The organism is Virgibacillus carmonensis, from assembly GCF_057836705.1.
In genome coordinates, this window is the sequence record NZ_JBYQFJ010000001.1 from 284,183 (window position 1) to 305,223 (window position 21,041).

General features: G+C 37.3%; 14 protein-coding genes and 1 pseudogene. 14 read left to right on the top strand and 1 reads right to left on the bottom strand.

The genetic code is table 11. The features are described 5' to 3' along the window. Window positions 1–63: 63 nt before the first annotated feature. From AC3G7N_RS01170 to AC3G7N_RS01230, 13 genes and pseudogenes are all read left to right on the top strand, one after another. The gene (locus AC3G7N_RS01170) at window positions 64–1,365 is read left to right on the top strand and encodes a glycoside hydrolase family 125 protein (protein WP_489420297.1); all 1,302 of its coding nucleotides are present in this window, start codon (window positions 64–66) and stop codon (window positions 1,363–1,365) included. 31 nt (window positions 1,366–1,396) lie between these two features. After that, window positions 1,397–2,419, top strand: a complete 1,023-nt coding sequence (locus AC3G7N_RS01175) for an asparaginase (RefSeq protein WP_489420298.1) — start codon at window positions 1,397–1,399, stop codon at window positions 2,417–2,419. Between the two features lie 60 nt (window positions 2,420–2,479). Then, window positions 2,480–3,523: a family 20 glycosylhydrolase gene (locus AC3G7N_RS01180; protein ID WP_489420299.1), complete on the top strand. Its 1,044-nt coding sequence runs from the start codon at window positions 2,480–2,482 to the stop codon at window positions 3,521–3,523. A 39-nt stretch (window positions 3,524–3,562) separates the two neighbouring features. After that, a complete protein-coding gene (locus AC3G7N_RS01185; RefSeq protein ID WP_489420300.1) occupies window positions 3,563–4,435 on the top strand; it encodes a sugar phosphate isomerase/epimerase family protein in 873 nt (290 codons plus the stop codon). Between the two features lie 324 nt (window positions 4,436–4,759). Next, window positions 4,760–5,728 (top strand): ABC transporter permease, encoded by a 969-nt coding sequence (locus AC3G7N_RS01190; RefSeq protein ID WP_489420301.1) that lies wholly within the window; start codon window positions 4,760–4,762, stop codon window positions 5,726–5,728. 21 nt (window positions 5,729–5,749) lie between these two features. After that, window positions 5,750–6,642: pseudogene (locus tag AC3G7N_RS01195) on the top strand (carbohydrate ABC transporter permease). 105 nt (window positions 6,643–6,747) lie between these two features. Next, the gene (locus AC3G7N_RS01200; protein ID WP_489420302.1) at window positions 6,748–8,379 is read left to right on the top strand and encodes an ABC transporter substrate-binding protein; all 1,632 of its coding nucleotides are present in this window, start codon (window positions 6,748–6,750) and stop codon (window positions 8,377–8,379) included. Window positions 8,380–8,573: 194 nt separating this feature from the next. Then, a complete protein-coding gene (locus tag AC3G7N_RS01205; protein WP_489420303.1) occupies window positions 8,574–10,679 on the top strand; it encodes a family 20 glycosylhydrolase in 2,106 nt (701 codons plus the stop codon). Between the two features lie 53 nt (window positions 10,680–10,732). Continuing rightward, entirely contained in the window at window positions 10,733–11,521 is a 789-nt protein-coding gene (locus tag AC3G7N_RS01210; protein WP_489420304.1) for an endonuclease/exonuclease/phosphatase family protein, read from the top strand. Window positions 11,522–11,549: 28 nt separating this feature from the next. After that, window positions 11,550–12,923: an alpha-L-fucosidase gene (locus AC3G7N_RS01215; protein ID WP_489420305.1), complete on the top strand. Its 1,374-nt coding sequence runs from the start codon at window positions 11,550–11,552 to the stop codon at window positions 12,921–12,923. A 138-nt stretch (window positions 12,924–13,061) separates the two neighbouring features. Then, the gene (locus tag AC3G7N_RS01220; protein ID WP_489420306.1) at window positions 13,062–15,365 is read left to right on the top strand and encodes a glycoside hydrolase family 3 N-terminal domain-containing protein; all 2,304 of its coding nucleotides are present in this window, start codon (window positions 13,062–13,064) and stop codon (window positions 15,363–15,365) included. A gap of 42 nt (window positions 15,366–15,407) precedes the next feature. Further along, window positions 15,408–18,539, top strand: a complete 3,132-nt coding sequence (locus tag AC3G7N_RS01225) for an alpha-mannosidase (RefSeq protein WP_489420307.1) — start codon at window positions 15,408–15,410, stop codon at window positions 18,537–18,539. A gap of 68 nt (window positions 18,540–18,607) precedes the next feature. After that, the gene (locus AC3G7N_RS01230) at window positions 18,608–18,760 is read left to right on the top strand and encodes a hypothetical protein (RefSeq protein WP_489420308.1); all 153 of its coding nucleotides are present in this window, start codon (window positions 18,608–18,610) and stop codon (window positions 18,758–18,760) included. A 39-nt stretch (window positions 18,761–18,799) separates the two neighbouring features. On the opposite strand, the gene AC3G7N_RS01235 is transcribed toward AC3G7N_RS01230, so the two are convergent. Continuing rightward, complete coding sequence (locus AC3G7N_RS01235) at window positions 18,800–19,828, bottom strand: LacI family DNA-binding transcriptional regulator (RefSeq protein ID WP_489420309.1); 1,029 nt, start codon at window positions 19,826–19,828, stop codon at window positions 18,800–18,802. Between the two features lie 368 nt (window positions 19,829–20,196). Between AC3G7N_RS01235 and AC3G7N_RS01240 the strand changes: the two genes are divergently transcribed. Next, the gene (locus AC3G7N_RS01240) at window positions 20,197–21,027 is read left to right on the top strand and encodes an amidohydrolase family protein (protein WP_489420331.1); all 831 of its coding nucleotides are present in this window, start codon (window positions 20,197–20,199) and stop codon (window positions 21,025–21,027) included. Window positions 21,028–21,041 lie beyond the last annotated feature (14 nt).

Below are 21,041 nucleotides of genomic sequence, written 5' to 3' on the forward strand. Positions count from 1 at the left end.
AAACTACAATCTTTCAGAAAACAGCCTTAATAAAAATTTGTAAAAAAAGGGAGCGTGACTCAAATGCAAGGACAACTACCGGTATCCATGAAAACATTAATTGATGAAGTGAAATATACTTTCTCTGATGACCAAAAAATCCAGGCAATGTTTGAAAGTTGTTTTTCGAATACGTATGAAACAACCATTCGACCACAAGATGATGGTACAACATTTGTTGTTACAGGTGATATACCAGCAATGTGGTTAAGAGATTCTGCTGCACAAGTTCGTCCATATTTAATGTTAGCTGAAAATGACACAAAAATGGCTGATTTAATCGACGGTGTTATTAAGAAGCAATTAGCCTGCATTATCCATGATCCGTATGCTAATGCATTTAATGAAGAAGCAAACGGAAAACGATATCATGATGATAAAACGGAAATGACGCCCCTTTTATGGGAACGTAAATATGAAATAGATTCGTTATGTTATCCAATCCAGCTTGCCTATTTATTTTGGAAATCGACTGGAAGAACAACTCAGTTTAACGAACTTTTTCAGGAAGCAGTTGGAAAAATAATTGAAACGTGGAAAACTGAGCAAAACCATGAGAAGGACTCTAAATACCAGTTTGAAAGAGATAACTGCCCACCACAAGACACATTATCGCATGACGGAAAAGGAGTACCTGTCGGCTATACAGGTATGACGTGGTCTGGTTTTCGTCCGAGTGATGATGCCTGTGAATACGGTTACTTAATTCCTTCTAATATGTTTGCGGTTGTCGTTTTAAAACAATTAGCTGAAATTGCTGATGAAATCATCGACGACAAAGATTTAGCGAAAACAGCAACTGATTTGGCGAATGAAATTGATCAAGGTATTCAAAAGTTTGGCAAAGTGGAACATCCAACGTATGGAATGATTTACGCCTATGAGACAGATGGACTTGGAAATTATAATTTAATGGATGATGCAAATGTTCCTAGCCTTCTCGCACTTCCATACTTAGGGTACTGCAATATTGATGATCGAATTTATCAAAACACGAGAAATTTTATTCTCAGTGAAGATAACCCATATTACTATCAAGGGAAAGTTGCCAAAGGGGTCGGTAGTCCTCATACACCTGAAAACTATATATGGCACATTTCTCTTGCTGTTCAGGGGATGACTGCGTCAACAAACGCTGAGAAGGAAGAAATCCTTGGTCAGTTTAAAAATACAGATGCACATACAAATTGTATGCACGAAGGTTTTCATGTGGACGACCCTGGAAAATTCACGAGACCTTGGTTTTCATGGGCCAATTCAATGTTTAGTGAATTTTTATTAAGTCAATGTAATCGAATGGTAAAAGGTAGTCCATTGGCGAAGTAACATATTTGATGAAATAAATGGAGGTGAACGTATGAAGGAAGAAATTCTTGTTAGTGATTATAGAAATGGTATTCTTGAAAATATTCATCCTGGACATATTTGTGGGGTTGATGCATTCGGGAGTGTCAAGTATCAGGTAGGGAATCCAGATCATTTAACTTTTTTAAGGTCTGCATTAAAGCCGATTCAAGCAATTCCAGCGATTGCAAATAATATTCAAGAGAACTTCCAGCTTACGAATAGGGAAACAGCATTAATTGCTGCATCTCACCGGGGAGAAGAATTCCATGTTGATGAGCTCGAGAAATTACTTGATAAGGTTGGGATAAAGGAAGAGGAGTTGTTATGCCATCCAACATATCCTCTAAACCCAAGAGCAAAGGATAAGCTTGCAAAAAAAAATCAACCAAATAGAAGGCTGTACCATAATTGTTCTGGTAAACACTTGGGAATGATCGCACTTGCAAAAATTCTTGGTGTAAGTACGGAAGGTTATTTTGAACTGGAACATCCAGTACAGCAAGAGATTCTACATGCTCTCTCAAGTGTTTCTGGGTGTGAGGTTGAAACTATTCGTAGTGGGGTCGATGGATGTGGTGTTCCCGTCTATGCACTACCACTAAAGTATATTGCGAATACCTATTTGCGTTTTGCTAGACCAGAGCTTATTGAAGACCGCTTTATTCGAAAGGCAGTATTTCAAATAACATCCATGATGAATGAAAATCCAGCTATTATTTCTGGGACGAACACAATTTGTACAAGTTTGTTAATGGATGACAATATAGTCGCAAAAGGCGGAGCACAAGGTGTCTATTGTTTCGGTTTAGATGAGGAAAAAATAGGCTTTTCATTAAAAGTCATGGATGGTTCTGAAGAGCAATGGCCGTTAATTGTCGCAACTATACTAGAACAAATCAACTATAAAAATAAGGATACCATTCAAAGGCTATACGAATTGACTGATAAGGAAATATATAACGACAACAATAAGCTTGTGGGCAATAAGGAGGCTAGTTTTAAACTAAATGGAATTACCTCAGGAACTCTCTAATTAATAGAAGAAACGAATAAACCTAGATTACTAAATTCAAAGAAATGGGAGTGTATTTAAGTGAATGTAACAGAACCTGTACGTGCATTTCATTTAAGATTCGGGTCACACGACTTGGTTGAAGCCTTTAAGGAATTTATTGAGAAGGTATTGGCACCAAAAGGAATTAACCATTTACTGTTGGAATGTAATACTTCCTTTGTATTTGAGTCACATCCAGAAGTCACTGGAGGAACATTAACAAAGCAGGATGCAAGAGAATTGGCATTAGTATGTAAAAACAACGGGATACGTCTTATCCCATTGTTTCAATGTCTTGGGCACCAGGGCTGGGGCGGTTCTCGGAATTCCATACTGAGAGCATATCCTGAATTTGATGAAACACCGCATGTGCCACTGGATGCGGAATGGCCAGAGATATTCTGTAGAAGCTGGTGTCCAGAGCATCCGGATGTTAATCAGCTTATATTTGATCTAATGGATGAGCTCATCGATGCTTTTGAGACTGATGCATTTCATGTAGGCATGGACGAAGTATTTGAAATAGCAAGTGATAAGTGTCCGCGATGTAAAGGAAAGGATAGGGCGGATTTATTCGCGAAAGTTGTTAAAGAAATGCACGAACACTTGGTCAAAAAGCGTGGTGTTGAAATGTTTATGTGGGCAGATCGACTAAATGATAGTGAAAAAATGGGTTACGATGAGTGGGATGGGGATAACTTTGGAACATATAAAGCAATTAATTCCATTCCTAAGGACATTATTATGATTGATTGGCATTACGATAAATTAGATGCATATCCTTCGATTGGAAACTTTATTGAAAAAGGCTTTACCGTCATTCCTGCTTGTTGGTTTAAAACAGATGCAGCAGTAGATCTTTTAATTGAAAGTAAACGTCAGGCAAAAGACAAAGAGGCAGAGGATAAAATGCCTGGAATGGTAATGACGTCTTGGAATGGCTGGAACAAGGAGTCATTTAAAAAATTTGTTAACATGCCAAATGCATTCGGTCGTGATGAAAAATTAGAAGAGCTAAATGAATTATATCGAACAGTAGACGTAATTACAGAAAAGTTAAAGAGTAAAGGGCAGGTTTATTAAAAATAAACATAAAATTACAAAAAAGTGAGGCGTTGTTAGATGAAAGTAGGATTAAGTACGTATAGTTTGCTTGATGCAATTAAAGCAGAAGAAATGGATGTATTAGATGTTGTTCAATGGATTGCCGATAACGGTGGAGAACATATGGAAATTGTACCTTATGGATTCAGTCTAGTAGATAATTTGGAGCTAGCGGATAAAGTACGAGATAAAGCAAAAGAAGTTGGTATTGAACTATCAAACTATTCCATGCCAGCCAACTTTGTCCAAAATACAGAAGAAGAATTCGACGCGGAAGTAGAGCGACTGAAAGAACATGTTGATCTCTTAAATCGTATGGGTATCAAGCATATGCGCCATGATGTGACAGCATTTACTTTACCACCTGAGAAAATGACTATTGAATACTTTGAAAATAGCTTACCACAAATCATTGAAGGAAGCCGTCGTATCGCAGACTATGCAGTACAATTCGAGATTACAACAACAATCGAAAATCATGGGGTTGCTGTACAACATAGTGATCGTGTCCAGCGTGTCTTACAAGCGGTTGACAGACCTAACTTTAAAACAACATTGGATGTAGGGAATTTTATGTGTGTTGATGAAAATTCCGTTGTAGGTGTGAAGAAAAACCTGCCATACGCATCGCTTGTTCATTTTAAAGATTTTTATTTCCGTCCTTACTATGAAGATCCAGGTGCAGGTAAATGGTTTAGAACTTCTAATGGGAACTATTTAAGAGGAGCTATTGTTGGGCAAGGTGATATTGAAATTCGTGAAATTGTAAAACTCATCAAGGGTTCAGGCTATGATGGCTATGTAACATTGGAATTTGAGGGAATGGAAGAATGCAAGGAAGCATGTAAAATTGGAATGGATAATCTGAAACGTTTTTGGGAAGAAGCTTAACTTGCATTGGAGTTTCATGCGTTCACTTATTGAATTTGTGTGCAAGTAAACTCAACTGCTTAATTCCAAAATAAAATGAATAGATTCTATGTGTAAGGGGATAATGTCCCCTTATTTTGTTTTTTAAAAATGAACGTTGGGTTGTTGCAAAATTATAGAGCAATAAAGGTCTACATATTTATTTGATAAATCTTAACATTCAAAAATCAAGTTGACATTGCGGCGTTTCTTGTTTATTATTATGTTATCGGTAACTTTTAATAAACATTGTTATTCCAATTGGCTTATTCTGTCATCTAATTTACTGAAAAGGGGTGTTACCAAATGGATGTTACAAGGGCAACAGTATCAAAAACGTCTGATAAGAAAATCAAGATCAAAAGAAGAAAATCCTTCATTAAAGACATAAAACAAGGTTGGCAGTTGTATGTGATATTTTCCCTTCCACTTTTATACATTTTAGTTTTTAAATATTATCCAATGTACGGTGCTAGCATTGCTTTTAAAGATTTCGATCCGATAAAGGGTATCATGGGAAGTCCTTGGGTTGGAATGGACCACATAATTAAATTTATAAATTCCTACGAGTTTTGGGGTGTAATGAAAAATACATTGTTTTTAGGTCTTTATGAAGTAATAGCGGGTTTTCCACTCCCAATCATACTGGCTTTGAGCTTGAATTATATTTATAGGAAAAGGTTTAAAAAAGCTGCCCAGATGATTACATATGCACCACACTTTATTTCTGTTGTTGTAATGGTTGGTATAATTTTCGTAATATTGGATCCAATGGGTCCCTTAAATGACTTAATCTCATTATTTGGCTTTGATCCAGTAAATTTTATGGGAGAATCAGAGTTATTCATGTCAATTTTTGTGTGGTCGGGTATATGGCAAAACGTTGGTTTTGGATGTATTATCTATTTGGCAGCTTTGGCGGGAGTGAGTCAGACACTTCACGAAGCAGCAATTATCGATGGTGCTTCAAAACTACGTAGAATATGGCACATAGACATTCCCTGTATTGCCCCGACAATTATTGTTTTGTTAATTTTAAACATGGGAAATTTCTTGGATACCGGATTCGAGAAAGTATTGTTGATGCAGAACCCATTAAATCTATCTGCCTCAGAAATTATTGATACTTATGTTTATAAGGTGGGGCTAATTTCGCCTATACCTCAATACTCCTACGCTGCGGCTATTGGTCTTTTTAAATCGATCATTGGCTTAATTCTTATAGTCGGTGCAAACCGAATTGCGAAGAAAGTTGGGCAAGAAAGTCTATGGTAAAAAAACCGAGGAGGAACAATAATGCAATCATCGATTCCTGAATCAAAGGGTGACCGTATCTTTACGGTATGTAACTATCTTTTCTTGTCACTATTGGTACTTTCCGTTCTTTATCCGCTCATCTATGTTGTAAGTGCATCCTTTAGTTCGGCAGAGGCTGTAGCAAGCGGTCGCGTCTGGTTATGGCCAGTGGATTTTAGTTTAGAAGGGTATAAAGCCGTTTTTGACTATAAAATGATTTGGACAGGTTATGCGAATTCATTGTTTTATATGGTTGCTGGAACATTGATTAATGTCACATTAACCGTTTTGGCTGCTTATCCGTTATCAAGAAAAGATTTTCGTGGCAGAGGCATTTTTATGTTTTTATTCGTCTTCACGATGATGTTTAATGGTGGATTGATACCAACTTATCTTCTTGTAAGAGATCTAGGTATGCTGAATACACGGTGGGCATTAATTATTCCTAATGCGATGGCGGTTTTCAACGTTATTATTACTATGACCTATTTTAAATCGGTGATACCCAAAGAAATCCTTGAATCAGCCCAACTTGATGGTTGCAATGATTTTAAGTTCTTATTAAAAATTGTGTTACCGCTTTCAGCCCCTATTATTGCTGTGATTTCCTTATTTTATGCTGTCGGTCACTGGAACCAATATTTTAATGCGTTAATTTATTTAAGAGATACGGATTTATTCCCGCTACAACTTGTTTTGAGAAATATTTTGATTCAGAGTGAAATTAATCCCTCTATGATAAGTGATATAGGAAACTATCAAGAAAAGGTCGGTTTAAGAGAGCTTTAAAATATGCTCTAATTGTTGTAGCCTCACTCCCAGTATTAATTATTTACCCATTCGTTCAAAAACACTTTGTTAAGGGGGTAATGATTGGTTCGTTAAAAGGTTAACAGCCAAATGATTATTAATAATTAGAGGGGGTGAGGAAAACAATTACCTTTACGATTATTTATTCTTAATCCAAGTTTACTATTCACAAAAGAGGAGGAATTAAAATGAAACGAAAAATTTTATTATTTCTATCGTTATTATTAGTTTCGATGTTAATTCTGGCTGCATGTTCCCCAAGTGAAGAAACCAAGAAAGAAGAAAAAATAGAACCTATTGTTACAGCAAATGGTGAGTTTCCAATCGTAGAGGAAGAAGTAACGCTCGACGTCCTTATTCCATCAAACAGCCAGGTTGAAGATTTTGAAACTAATGCTTTTACAAAATGGTATGAAGAAAAAACAGGCGTAAACATTAATTGGGAAGTTATTCCGGAAGAAGGGGCAAAGGAAAAATTAAACCTGATTCTGATAAGTGGTGATTACCCGGATGTTATTATGCATATGGATTTGACCCCTGCACAGTTGAGAGTTTATGGGCAAAAGGGTATATTTCGTTCCTTAAATGACCTGATTGATGAATATGGAACTGAAACAAAGAAAATGCTTGATAATATGCCACAAGTCAAAAACGGTATCACAACACCTGAGGGAGAAATTTATGCTTTGCCGCAGGTCAACGAATGTTATCACTGTTCTGTGTCCCAAAAAATGTGGATTTATAAACCATGGCTTGACAAACTAGGCTTGGATATTCCTACAACAACTGAAGAATTCTATAATGTAATGAAAGCTTTTAAAACTGAGGATCCGAATGGTAACGGTAAAGTGGATGAAATTCCATTATCAGGGATGAAAAATGCATGGCATGAAAAAGTATCGGGTTTTCTAATGGATCCTTTCATATACAGTGATATGTATGTTAAAGATGAGAAAATCGTTATTCCGTGGAATAAACCAGAATGGAAAGAAGGTTTGCAATATTTAAACAAAATGTATTCTGAAGGATTGATTTACTCTGGATCATTTACACAAAGTACTGAACAATTCAAAAAACTAGGTGAAAACCCAGGCGAGGCAATATTAGGGACAGCTACAGCTGCAACCCGCGGTTTCTTTTCCGATGTAGATATAACATCTGATGATGCAAGAGGACCCGATTTTGTTGCCGTTCCTCCTTTAGAAGGTCCGGATGGTCAACGCATAGCCTTACATGAGCCTACTGCAATAACTTACCCAGCTGAGTTTGTAATCACAAATAAAGCCGAACATCCTGATGTTGCATTTCGATGGGCGGATGCTATGTACCAAGAAGAAATAACCCGTCGCGCAGTAATAGGCAGACCTGGTAAGGAATGGAAGGAGGCTGAAGAAGGACAAATTGGCTTAAACGGGGAACCGGCAATTTGGACTTTAATTCCAGCTAAGGAGAAAGTTGGTAATGCGGCATGGATACAAACCGGTCCATCGTTAAGAACAAAAGGGTTCCGTTCAGGTAAAGCAGTCCCAGAAGGAACCCAAGAAGCAGTGTTGTGGAATGCAAGCAAAAAATATGAACCTTTTATTTCAGAAACTATCAAACCCGTACCACCTTTATTTTTTACTGAAGAACAATCTGTAGAAATGGCGACCCTTGAAAAAACTATTACAGATTATGTGGATGAAATGACAGCTAAATTTATTATAGGGGATGCTAGCCTAGAGAAGGATTGGGAAGAGTATATTACAACACTAGAGAATATGAAAATTGAAAGGTATGTAGAAATATATCAAAATGCTTACGATGAAAAGTACAAATAAAAAATAACAGGGAAAAGCATTATGATAAAAAGTAGATAAAGAGGAAGACATCTTCCTCTTCTCTTTAATTTTAAGTTCGGCAACCATCACATGCATAAAAGAATAACAAGTTAAGTGAGGTCAGTATTAGTATGATTGGACCATATATCACCTAATAGTAAACATACATATATCAAAAGCGAGGAGGAGATATATTGCAGAAAATCATTAATGAACAGGAGCAAGAGGTTCTTTTAGATAACAGCCGAGGGACACTAGTATGGAGTGAAAACTTTGATTCAGGCAAACTTGAGGATGGTACGTATTACAATGCAGGCATTGTTTTACAAGAGACTGGGGGAAGTTATGCTGCAAGACTAGGTAGGGTGCATCCTGATGAGTTTGTTTCTCCGATGAAAGGCACTAGCATTGACCGTGGTTCTATTACTTTAACTGTTAAGGAGCTTGAGCCGAATACGAATTACAACTTTACAGCACAGGCGTGTATAGAGGAGGAAAATAGTAAACTATGGGTAGGCGCAGTAGACTTTGAAAATGAAAAGTACCATATCGTTAAAGATGTCCATGAAGAGGTGACATCTAAATCGTGGACGTATATATCATTAAGTCTTACTACAGGGCCACGTACCACCGAAGTAGCTTTTTATAGTCTTTTGGAAGGTAAGCCAGGACTTGGTTATCTCAAAGACATGAACGTTTTTAAACTAGATAGTGTTGGCAGTGAAAACGATAAGAATGGTGAAGGGGTTGTCCCCAGACAGGAAAGTGTAGAATACGAATTTCCACTTACAATACCAGCCATCCAGAAGTTTATTTATAACCCTAATGCAGGGAAGTGGTTCCCGAAGGATAAAGGTCGCATTATTATCGATATGGGCTGCGAAAAGCGACTTACTGGTGAGGCAGATCTTTTCCTTTCCGAACTTAATAAGGAAGTTTCAATAAAATCCAACTACATAATCGCAAAAAGCAATCCTAGTGAAGCTAGACCAGGAGATATTGTTTGCAACATTGGTGAAATCAATGATTCTAATATGGTGGAATCAACTAATCCTATCAGAAAAGAAGCCTATCGAATAGATATTGACGATAATGTACTTACAATTACAAGCCCTTCCACTACAGGGATGTTTTATGGTACACGCACGATCCTGCAGGCTCTTAGAATGCAGAACTGGTTACCGGGCGGAACGGTGATCGACTGGCCAAATGATAAGTTTAGGGGACTACAAGTTGATACAGGGCGTCGTCACTTCAGTATCGATTGGCTGAAACAGCAAATCCGTGGCCTCGCATGGACGAAAATGAATATTATACACCTTAGAATGAAGGATGATCAGGGGCTTAGAGTGGAATCTGAAGTTGCGCCTGAGCTAGTAACACCCGAACATTATAGCAAAAAAGAGATAAGAGAGTTGGTTGAGTTTGCTGCACGATATCACGTAACCATATTGCCTGAAATTGATACTCCTGGACATTCGGCGATGGATGTTAAAGTTTATCCTGATTACGGACTTCAGTTAAAAGATGGTTCTGTAGCACCCGTGTTAGATTACACGAAGTGGGAAGTCAGGGAATATGTAAAGAAACTGGTTCTGGAGATTTCTGACCTTTTTCGCTCCCCATACTTCCATCTCGGGGGAGACGAATATGAAAACAGTGCAGAGGATGCTCCCCACTTGGCGGATTGGGCAAAAGAACAACTTGGTCCTGAGGCTACTTGGTATGACGGCTATGAACTCTACTTAAATCAACTCGCCGAACCTCTGATAGAAAAAGGGATAAGACCCTGGGTTTGGGTAGACATGCTAGAGCCTGACGAAGGGATTTTCGACCTTGATACAAATTTCATTATTGATTACTGGGCAAAGTGGGATAGGGCACCAATTGCACCGGAATTTCACAAAGCGGGTTATGAAACCGTTAATAAAAATTCGGATTGGATGTATTACGATCTTTGGCCTGACAAAATTGGTAGCGATGATCCAAGAAGACTTCCAGAAAATATATACGAGGTTTGGATGTCCGATGGTTATATGAAGAAGGCTGCGTTGGGTGCACCGGTAACATGGCCCAAAGATGACCATACAATTTATCTGGATCAAAAAGCTGAAAAACATTTGGGTGCGATGTTTGCAATCTGGGATGATGCGCATGGTTGGCCAACCGAGGATTGGGTTACAAAAGGAATGTTTCCGCGGATTAGAACATTCGCACAAAAGGTGTGGGGATCGCCAAAACGAGCTGATACCTACGAGAAATTTGACCTCTTCATTTATTGGATCGGACATTCCCCTTAATGAACCATTTATGATGATAAGCGAGTAAATCTATTTAAATGGAGTTGATTATCATGAAACTATCTGTAATGACCTTTAATTTACGAGTAAACAATTCGGAAGATGGTGATAATGCTTGGCCCTATCGAATTAATAGAATTTCAGAGGTAATCAAATCAAGTCAGCCTTTTATTATCGGTACACAAGAAGGGCTTATCTCAATGTTATCAGACTTGCAGGGGTGTATACCCGAGTATGGAATGATTGGAAGTGGTCGTGGGGGTGGCAAGAAAGATGAACATTGTGCTATTTTTTATAAAAAAAGTGAGGTTGAATTAACGGATCAAGGTCAGTTTTGGTTATCAGAAACACCAGAGGAGCCTAACAGTATGAGTTGGAAAAGTGCTTGTCCAAGAATTTGTACATGGGGAGCATTTCGTCTTTTGAAAAACCCAACCCGCAAATTTTTGGTTTTTAATACCCATCTAGACCATGTCAGCCAAACTGCAAGGGAACAAGGAGTTCAATTGATTTGGACAAAAATGAATGCCATTAAAAAAGATTTACCTGTCATCCTCACTGGAGATCTGAATGCTAGTCCTGAAAACAAAACGGTTCAATTTCTTCGTGGAAAAGATGTTTTTGAAGAACAAACGGCACACTTAATAGATACTTACTCCGTATTAAATCATTCACCAGGGTCGACTTTTCACGACTTTCAAGGTGGGAGAGATGGACAGCCGATTGATTATATATTTACTTCTATGGACGTCGGGGTCTTAAAAGCAAAAGTTGATCGAACCATTTTTGATGATGGTTATCCATCTGACCATTATCCTGTGATAGCTGAGTTGATCATATAAATCTCATAATATTGAAAGGATTGATAATATGACAAAAGAGTCGAAAGAGAAAACTGTAGAGCATGGTGTACATAACTATAGTGCAGAGAAGGAATGGGTCAAACCAGAAGACCCACTGGTATTAGAGCGTCTTGAGTGGTTTCAAGATCAAAAACTGGCATTGATGATGCATTGGGGTCCATACTCACAGCTTGGTGTAGTGGAATCTTGGGCTTTAAGTGATGGAGATGCCGAATGGTCAAGAGAGGGCATTGATTGGGAAGAAGATGGCGAGGAGTTGAAGCGACAATATTTCAACCTTAATAAAACGTTCAACCCGATTCGGTTTCAGCCTGACGTCTGGGCTGAACTGGCCGCGGAGGGTGGATTTAAATATTTGATTTTCACGACAAAACATCATGATGGCTTTAGTATGTGGGACACAAAAGAAACTGATTACGGTATTACTGGATCAGAGTGTCCTTTCCACACCCATAAGTATGCTGATATATGCAAACACCTTTTCGATGCTTTCCGTGACAGAGGCTTAGGGATCGCCACCTATTTTTCTAAAGCAGATTGGAACACTCCTTATTATTGGGCTTCCGGTATGGAACGTGGAAAAAAAATGTGGCGTGGACCTTCTTATGATCCTGAGGAATATCCGTGGTTATGGGACAAGTTTGTTCAATTTACACATAATCAAATTATGGAACTGATGTCGAACTATGGTCGTATTGATGTGTTATGGCTAGATGCAGGATGGGTAGGAAAAAGAAAGCAGGATATCCGCCTCGGAGAAGTGGTAGAAAAAGCCCGCGAGAAACAACCTGGGTTAATTTCGGCTGATCGTACCGTGGGGGGAGCATATGAAAACTATGTTACTCCTGAACAGACTATTCCAGACCATCCATTAAATGTACCTTGGGAAAGTTGTATCACGATGGGGACTTCATTTTCATTTAAATATGAGGATAAATATAAGTCTACACGTGAAATCGTTCAAACATTAATCGAAGTAGTTTCAAAAGGTGGTAATCTTGCTCTTAATGTTGCGCCCCAACCAGATGGACGTTTACCCGAGGGAGCTATTGTAAGGATGAAGGAGCTTGGAGCCTGGTTGAATGTTTATGGTGAAGCAATTTACGGCACACGTATTTGTGCACCCTACTACTCAGAAGACTTTGCCTTTACACGAAAAGACAAAATAACCTACTGTTTCCGTTTGTATCAAAATGAAAATAGCGATAATCAGGATGAATATATTACTATTCCTTACAATGAAGAGGTACATCGTATAGATATGGTAGGTGGTGAAGAAAACCTTGACTATAGCCAAGTAGAGGCTGGCTTGTCTATAAAGATGCCAAGGTCAGGTACGGAAGAAAAGGCACCAATTGCTCATGTTTTTCGATTAATATAGTTAATTACTTAGGATTAAGGTTAATCGAATAAGTTTATTACACATTACTAGGCAGACCTACACGGTTAAGAGTAGGAAAAATAAAAATATTAATCTAAAGGAAAAAAATCTATTTATTATATTTTGGAGGAAATGCATTTGGAAATATATCAGAATAGTAGTCTTTCCATAGATGAAAGAGTAAAAGATTTATTAAGTCATATGACTTTAAAAGAAAAAGTAGGTCAATTAAACCAGAAAATGTACGGTTGGGATGCCTATAAAAAAACAGAAAATGGTTACGAGTTAACCGATGCTTTTAAAGAACAAGTCTCCAACTATGATGGAATGGGAGCTTTATATGGTCTGTTTAGAGCCGATCCGTGGTCCAATGTTGATTTTTCAAATGGCATTGCTGCTAAAGACAGTGCGATTGTAACTAATATGGTTCAGCAGTATATTAAGGAGAACACGAGATTAGGAATCCCTGTTCTATTATCTGAAGAATGCCCCCACGGCCACCAGGCATTAGATAGCACCTTATTTCCTACACATATCGGATCAGGTGCTTCATGGAATCCTGATTTACAACAACAAGTTTCTCAGTGTGTAGCGGAGGAATTAAGAGTTAGAGGTGCGCATCTTGGCTTAGTCTCCACCTTGGATATCGTCCGCGATCCTAGGTGGGGAAGAACAGAAGAATGTTTTAGTGAAGATCCATATTTATCAGCTAGAATGACGCAGGCAGTGGTACGTGGAATGCAAGACGAAGTAAATAAAAAGGGAATTTCCCCAAAAGTAATCTCTGTTTTAAAACACTTTGCAGCTCAAGGAGCTGGAATTGGGGGGCATAATTCAGGACCCGCATTAATCGGTGAAAGAGAATTGCGTGAGTTGTATTTACCCCCGATGAAAGCAGGCGTAGAATCGGGTGCTCTAGCCTGTATGGCCGCCTATAATGAAATTGATGGTGTTCTTTGCCATGCTAACAAGCGACTGTTAACAGGCATACTTCGTGATGAGTGGAACTTTAAAGGAATCGTAATGGCAGATGGTACTGCACTTGATAGACTGCTGAAATTAACAGGTGATCAAGAACTAGCCGCCGCATATGGTCTGAAAGCAGGGGTGGATTTGAGCCTGTGGGATAACGTATATACTACTATTAAAACTGCTGCCGAAAATGGAAAAGTACAAGAAGAACTGATAGATCAATCAGTGTCCCGCGTCTTATATTTAAAACTTAAGTTGGGGTTATTTGATAACAGGCGATTCATTGAAGAAAATGAACCATTGAAGGTAATAGGATGTCATAAATCTACTGAAGTCAATTTAAATATGGCTCGTCAATCAGTTGTCTTACTTAAGAACAAGAATAATATTTTACCAATAAATAAGAGTATAAAAAAAGTTGCTGTAATTGGCCCGAGCGCTGACAATATATATAGTTTATTAGGCGATTATACTCCACCGCAACGCAAAGGTAACGTTATTACGATTCTTGATGGGATACGCTCTATTGTCGATCAAGATACGGAAATACTTTATGCGAAAGGAAGTAAGTTTAGAGATAATTCTAGTTCAGATTTGCTAGCTGCAAAAAAAATTGCAGAAGAAGCAGATATTGTAGTAATGGCTTTAGGTGGTACCAGTGCAAGAGACTTTAATATGGAATTTGAAAATAATGGAGCTGTTAAACAATATAGTGAAACAGAAATGGATTGTGGAGAAAATGTTGACGTGGCAGATTTAGATCTTGCCGGGGTACAACAAGAATTGGTACAGGAAATTGTTTCAACAGGGACTCCTGTAGTTGCTGTCCTTATTCAGGGTCGTCCCTATTCGATTCCACGTATTTCGCAACAATGTGATGCAGTACTTACAGGTTGGTATCCAGGCCAGCAGGGAGGCAGAGCGATAGCTGAAGTATTATTTGGGGATGTTAATCCAAATGGTAAGCTTCCAGTTTCAATTCCATATTCTTCTATGCAATTACCAGTTTACTATAATTACAAGGATAGTGGCGCGAAGGTAGATTATTTTGATATGGATGGAAAAGCGCTATATCCCTTTGGACATGGACTAAGCTATACATCATTTGATTATTGTTTTTCTATAAATAAAAAAGAAATAATAACTTTAAGGAAATTGAAAGATTCAAAACAAGTTAAGATTTCTGTGGATGTGAAAAATAGTGGAAATAGAGATGGTTACGAAGTGTGTCAACTGTACATTAAAGATATGGAAGCAAGTGTGACACAACGAATTAAAGAACTAAAAGGATTTAAGAAGGTTTGGTTAAGGAAAAATGAAACAAGGACTATTACATTTACTCTTGGTTTCGAAGAATTGGCTATTTGGAATATAGATATGGATTTCGATGTTGAACCTGGCACAGTAAAATTAATGGTTGGTGGATCTTCAACTACTAGTATTGAGAAAGATCTGCTAATAAAGTTCTGAAACTTCAATTTTTTAATACAGCAATAGAAAGGATGAACAGATATGCAACGAATTCAACGATTAATTAGTAATTTGCAAGCAAACGTCTTTGTGGAGACACGGGAAATCAAAGACTGGAAAGTAAAGAGAGCTCTTTATGTAAATCCTGAAGAATATCAATTTGACAAGAACAATAATGAAGAGCTAAAGGGAAATATTGGAGATTGGCTTGCAGACTCTGGTACTACAACCTTTTTGGAAAAGGAAGTAGATCTACCAGGAGAATGGTCAAAAGATCATGTTGGTATTGTATTTAAAGCAAATGGGAAAGGAAAGGAATCTAATTGTGAATCTAGTATCTCGATACAAGGAACGCCAATACAAGGTTTTGATAGAAATCGAGATTTTGTGTTAATTCCAGCTCAACTAGCTAAAAAAAATAAACTACATTTTCAAATCGAATTATTCAATCCGGTTGGAATTCCGAAAGATAGATTAAGGGGATTTAATCAGGTTGCTGAATCTGAAACGGAACCTCCACCGGTATATTTGGAAAAAAGCTATCTAGTCTATATAAATAAGGAAGTTCAAAGTCTTTTATACACAATGGAAGTATATTATAAAAATGCGACACTAATGGAAGATGGGGACCAGCGTCGTCATTTATTAATTAAGGCAATGCAACATTTAGTGGAAACGCTTGGTATGCCAACTAGGGAATCCTTACTTGATTCAAAATTTATAAAAACGTTGGAACTAGATTTAAAAAATAAAGTAAGTGAACTAACAGGTTATAGAGAGGGTACTATTAGAGCGATTGGTCAATCACATATTGATATCGCTTGGCTGTGGCCAATTAAAGAAACGATAAGAAAGGCAAGCCGTACGTTTTCTAGCGCCTGTACCTTATTAGAAGAATATAAAGACTTTGAATATGCCCAAAGCCAACCGCAGTTATTTGCATACTTAAAAGAACATAATCCGAAAGTGTATAAACGAGTTAAGCAAAAGGTTGCAGAGGGTCGATTTGAAATTATTGGTGGTATGTGGGTAGAACCGGATTTGAATATGCCATCGGGAGAATCTCTTGTTCGCCAACTGTTATATGGTAAGAAATTTTTTAAAGAAGAATTTGGTGTGGAGCCTCGTGTAGAATGGCTACCAGATACATTTGGTTATTGTGCATCCTTACCGCAAATTCTTAAAAAGGCTGGTACAGATTATTTTATGACAACTAAACTTAACTGGAATGATACCAACCGTTTTCCATATGATCTTTTCTATTGGGAAGGGATTGATGGTACCAAAATATTATCTTATTTGCACACTATCCTTGGACAAAATACTGAACCAGCTGATATAAAAAATACCTGGATGGACTTCAACCAAAAAAATGAGTATCCGGAAAGAATGTTAGTATATGGTTATGGTGACGGTGGCGGTGGTGTAACAAGAGAAATGATTGAAAGATTGGAACGTTCAACTACGCTTCCGGCGCTTCCAGATGTGAAGTTTGAAAAAGTGCATAGTTTTTTTGAACGTATAAATAAGAAGAATCCAAATCTTCCTAAATGGTATGGAGATCTTTATTTGGAACTCCACCGTGGAACCTATACTACTCACGCGGAAGTTAAAAAGAATAATAGACAGGCGGAATCTCTTTATAGGGAATTAGAAATTTGGAACAGCTTTGCTTATGTGGTTTTAGGTAACAGCTATCCAACTAGTGAAATAAAAGAGGGATGGAAAACTTTATTGCTCAATCAATTCCATGATATTGTTCCAGGTACTTCAATTTCACCTGTATATGAATTATCAAAACAGCAGTACAAAGTTTTATTTGACAAAGGTAATGAACTAAAAGAAGTAGCAGTTAACCGTATTGCCCAATCCATCGATACGGAAGGACCTGGCCAACCTATTATTCTATTTAATAGTCTTAATTGGTTTCAAAGTGAGAAGTTAACTATTACAGGCGGAAAAGAACTACTAGAAAAAGAAGTTGTGGATAAAGAAGGAAATATCTATGAGGCAGATACTATAAGAGAAGGTACAAAGGTTAAGCTAAGCGCTTTAATTGATGGTATCCCAGGCATGGGTTATAAAGTGGTTTGGTTGCAAAACAGAAGTGAAAGAGAAATTGCTCCTTTAGCTGAATTTAATGGTTATTGGGAGACTTATTTTTATCAAGTGGAATTTAGTACCAACGGGTGGATAAGTCGATTATATGATAAAAAAGCTGATAGGGAAATAATAAAAGATAGAGAATTTGCTAATGAGTTTCAACTATTTGACGATCTACCCACAAATTGGGACGCTTGGGATATCGACTCAAGGTATGAAAAACAGCGTTCTGTTAAGCCGAATTTAGTCAGTTCAAAAGTGCTTCACAAAGGAACAGTTTCGGATAGTCTATCGTTTAAGTGGGAAATTAATAATTCGTTTATTACTCAAGAAATTACTTTTTACCATCATAATAGAAGAATAGATTTTAAAACTAAGGTAGATTGGAAGGAAGAACATAAACTTTTGAAAGTTGCCTTTCCAGTAAATGTTTATAGCTCAAATGCTACATACGAAATACCATTTGGTTCTGTTCAAAGACCTACTCACAACAATACAAGCTGGGAACAAGCCCAGTATGAGGTCTGCGGACAACGTTGGGCGGATTTGTCACAGGGTGACTATGGTGTAAGCCTTTTAAATGATAGTAAATATGGATATGACATCAAGGGTAACAGAATAAGACTTTCTCTTTTAAGAGCTCCAAAATGGCCGGATAACTCAGCAGATATGATGGAACACGAATTTACCTATTCTTTATTCGCCCATGAAGGGGATTGGAGAAAAGGGGGTACGGTTAAAAAAGGTCATGAACTAAATTCTCCAATTACGGTCTTAAAGGTAGAGTCTCATCCGGGTATTTTGCCTAATACGATGACATTTCTGGAAACGAAAAGCAAGAGTGCGATAGTTGATTCAGTAAAACAAGCGGAAAACGGGGAAGGTATTATTGTAAGATTGTACGAATCAGAAGGAAGCGAATCAACTACGACAATTCAATGTAAGTTCCAAGTGAATTCTGCCAACGAAACTAATTTACTTGAACAGTCGCCTAAACAAATTCCAATCAAGGACGGGATTGTTAAGAGAAAGCTCCAACCTTATGAAATATGCACATTTTACATTAATTAAGTAAGAATCAATATTTACCAGAAATCTGTCTTAAGGCTGAAAATATATAGTTATTGTTGTCAAAAGGGGTGGGAAATAGCACTTTTGATAAGAACATTACTGGCCCAAGCAACAGTGCGACTATTGAAGTAAGTTTAGTCGTAGGTGTGCAAGGTCAATTAAAGCATACCCTTTGTAGTGGTGGAGCGATAAGTAAATTAATAGAAAAATGTCAGGATTAATGAGTATGTATCCTTATAAAACCCCTGACTATATACGGCTTATTCACATGAATTGATATGAGCCAATGCCGATGAATTTCTTACAATTAATTTAGATGGCAGTACAATTTTCCTGAACTCTGGAGGAGCAGTTTTTTCAATTCTTTCAATGAGCATTTGTGCTCCTGTGAAACCAAAATGATACGCTGGTTGCGCAACAACTGTTAAAAAAGGGTTTAGGTCAATGGAAGGATCCAAGTCGTCAAAACATACGACTGAGATATCTTCCGGAACGCGAATATTCCGTTTTCGAAGTTCCTTGATCGTATTAATAGCAATAAAGTTATTAGCTGCAAAGATTGCTGTTGGTCGTTTTTCTAATTGAGTGGACAATAACTTTGATATGTCCGAATTCGTATCTTTGTTTTTGTAATGACTTTGTAAGATAAAATCTTCATTAACGGGTAAATTATATGCCTTTAATGTCTCAATATATGCCTGCTGACGTTCGCGAGCTGTCGAAATATCAAGCGGGCCATTAATGATTGCTATTTTACTATGACCTTTAGTAATAAGATGTTCTAATATTTTACGGGTGCCGTCAAGGCTATCTCCATGAATCGCATCACAATTGATTCCTTCAATTTTGCGATCAAGTAAAATGAACGGAATATTATACTTATTTAATGTTCGCAAATTCTTTTTTGATTTATCATCAGATGGGGTAATAAGTACACCGTCCACACCTGTTGAAATCAGCATATTTGTATAGTCGGACTCCTTGTCTATATCTTCATCAGTGTTACATAATAAAAGGCTGTATCCCATCTGTTTTGCTTTATCTTCTGCTCCACGTGCTACTTTTGTAAAAAAGGGGTTTGTTATATCAGTTATAACAAGAGATAAAATTTTGGATTTCTTTGAAGTTAAATACCGGGCGGATGAACTCGGAATATAGTTTAGCTTTTGAATAACGTCTTCAACTTTTATTCGTGTTGCTTCGCTCACTTTTCCTGATTTATTAATAACCCTTGATACAGTCATAGGGGATACATTTGCTTTTTTAGCAATGTCATAGATTGTGATCATAAATTACTTCCTTTCATCGTTATTTATATTATAGATGATGTTTTAAAAGTCACCAACTATTTCATTGTTTTTAAATGCCTTTAATAAAAACATTCGGTTAAAAATCATATTTAGAATTGAAAGCAATTGTGAGTAATATTACGGTCGATATCAACTATGATAACAAATTAACCATATTCACGTACTTTTTCTTCAGTGTATTTGCTCAGTAGCACATCTCCTTCTTCTTTTTTAAAAATACTTTTCCTATTTCTAATTTGTAATTTATGGTTCATTTTTCAAAACATTTGTAATTGACAACAAATTGTTTTGGTGATACTTTTATGGTATCGGTAACAATTGTTGCATGAGGAGGCTAAATTATCAAAATTGATGCTCACCAACATTTCTGGAAACTCAGCCGTCGAGATTATGGGTGGTTAACCGAAGAACAAACCATACTATATCGGGATTTTTTACCGCACGATTTAGAACCACTCATAAGGGAACACGGAATTGACAAGACAATTGTCGTTCAGGCTGCTCCTACAATAGAAGAAACGGCGTTCTTATTGGAATTATATAGTCAATATGACTTTATCGCAGGGGTAGTCGGTTGGCTTGATTTGGAATCGCCTTCATTCAAAGACGATTATCATCGTCAGAGGGAACAAGTTGGGTTTGTTGGTATTAGACCTATGTTGCATGACATAAATGATGATAGATGGATAGTCCGCCAGGAAGTGATGAAGAATATCGAACTACTTGTCTCTGATGACTTTCCATTAGATCTATTAATCTATCCTCGTCATCTTCCGGTTGTTTTAGAGTTACTTGAACAATTCCCACAACTTAGAGCGGTTATCAATCATGCTGCAAAACCTGCTATTAAAAGTGGAATTACATCATTTTGGGTAGATCATATGAATGAGGTAGCGTCCTATGAAAATGTCATGTGTAAAGTATCAGGTTTGATCACAGAAGCAGACCACCAAAATTGGAAGCATGATGATTTTGTACCCTTTATTCAGCATCTTGTCCGTGTATTTGGTGCTGATAAGCTTATGTTTGGGAGTGATTGGCCAGTTTGCTTACTAGCTGGAAGCTATCAAAACGTATATGAATTATTCGAGAACTCATTATTACAACATATATCTGAAAAAGAATACACCAAAATAATTGGTGAAAACGCAAGAGGATTTTATAGATTAAACCTTTAGTTATTGATAGGGAA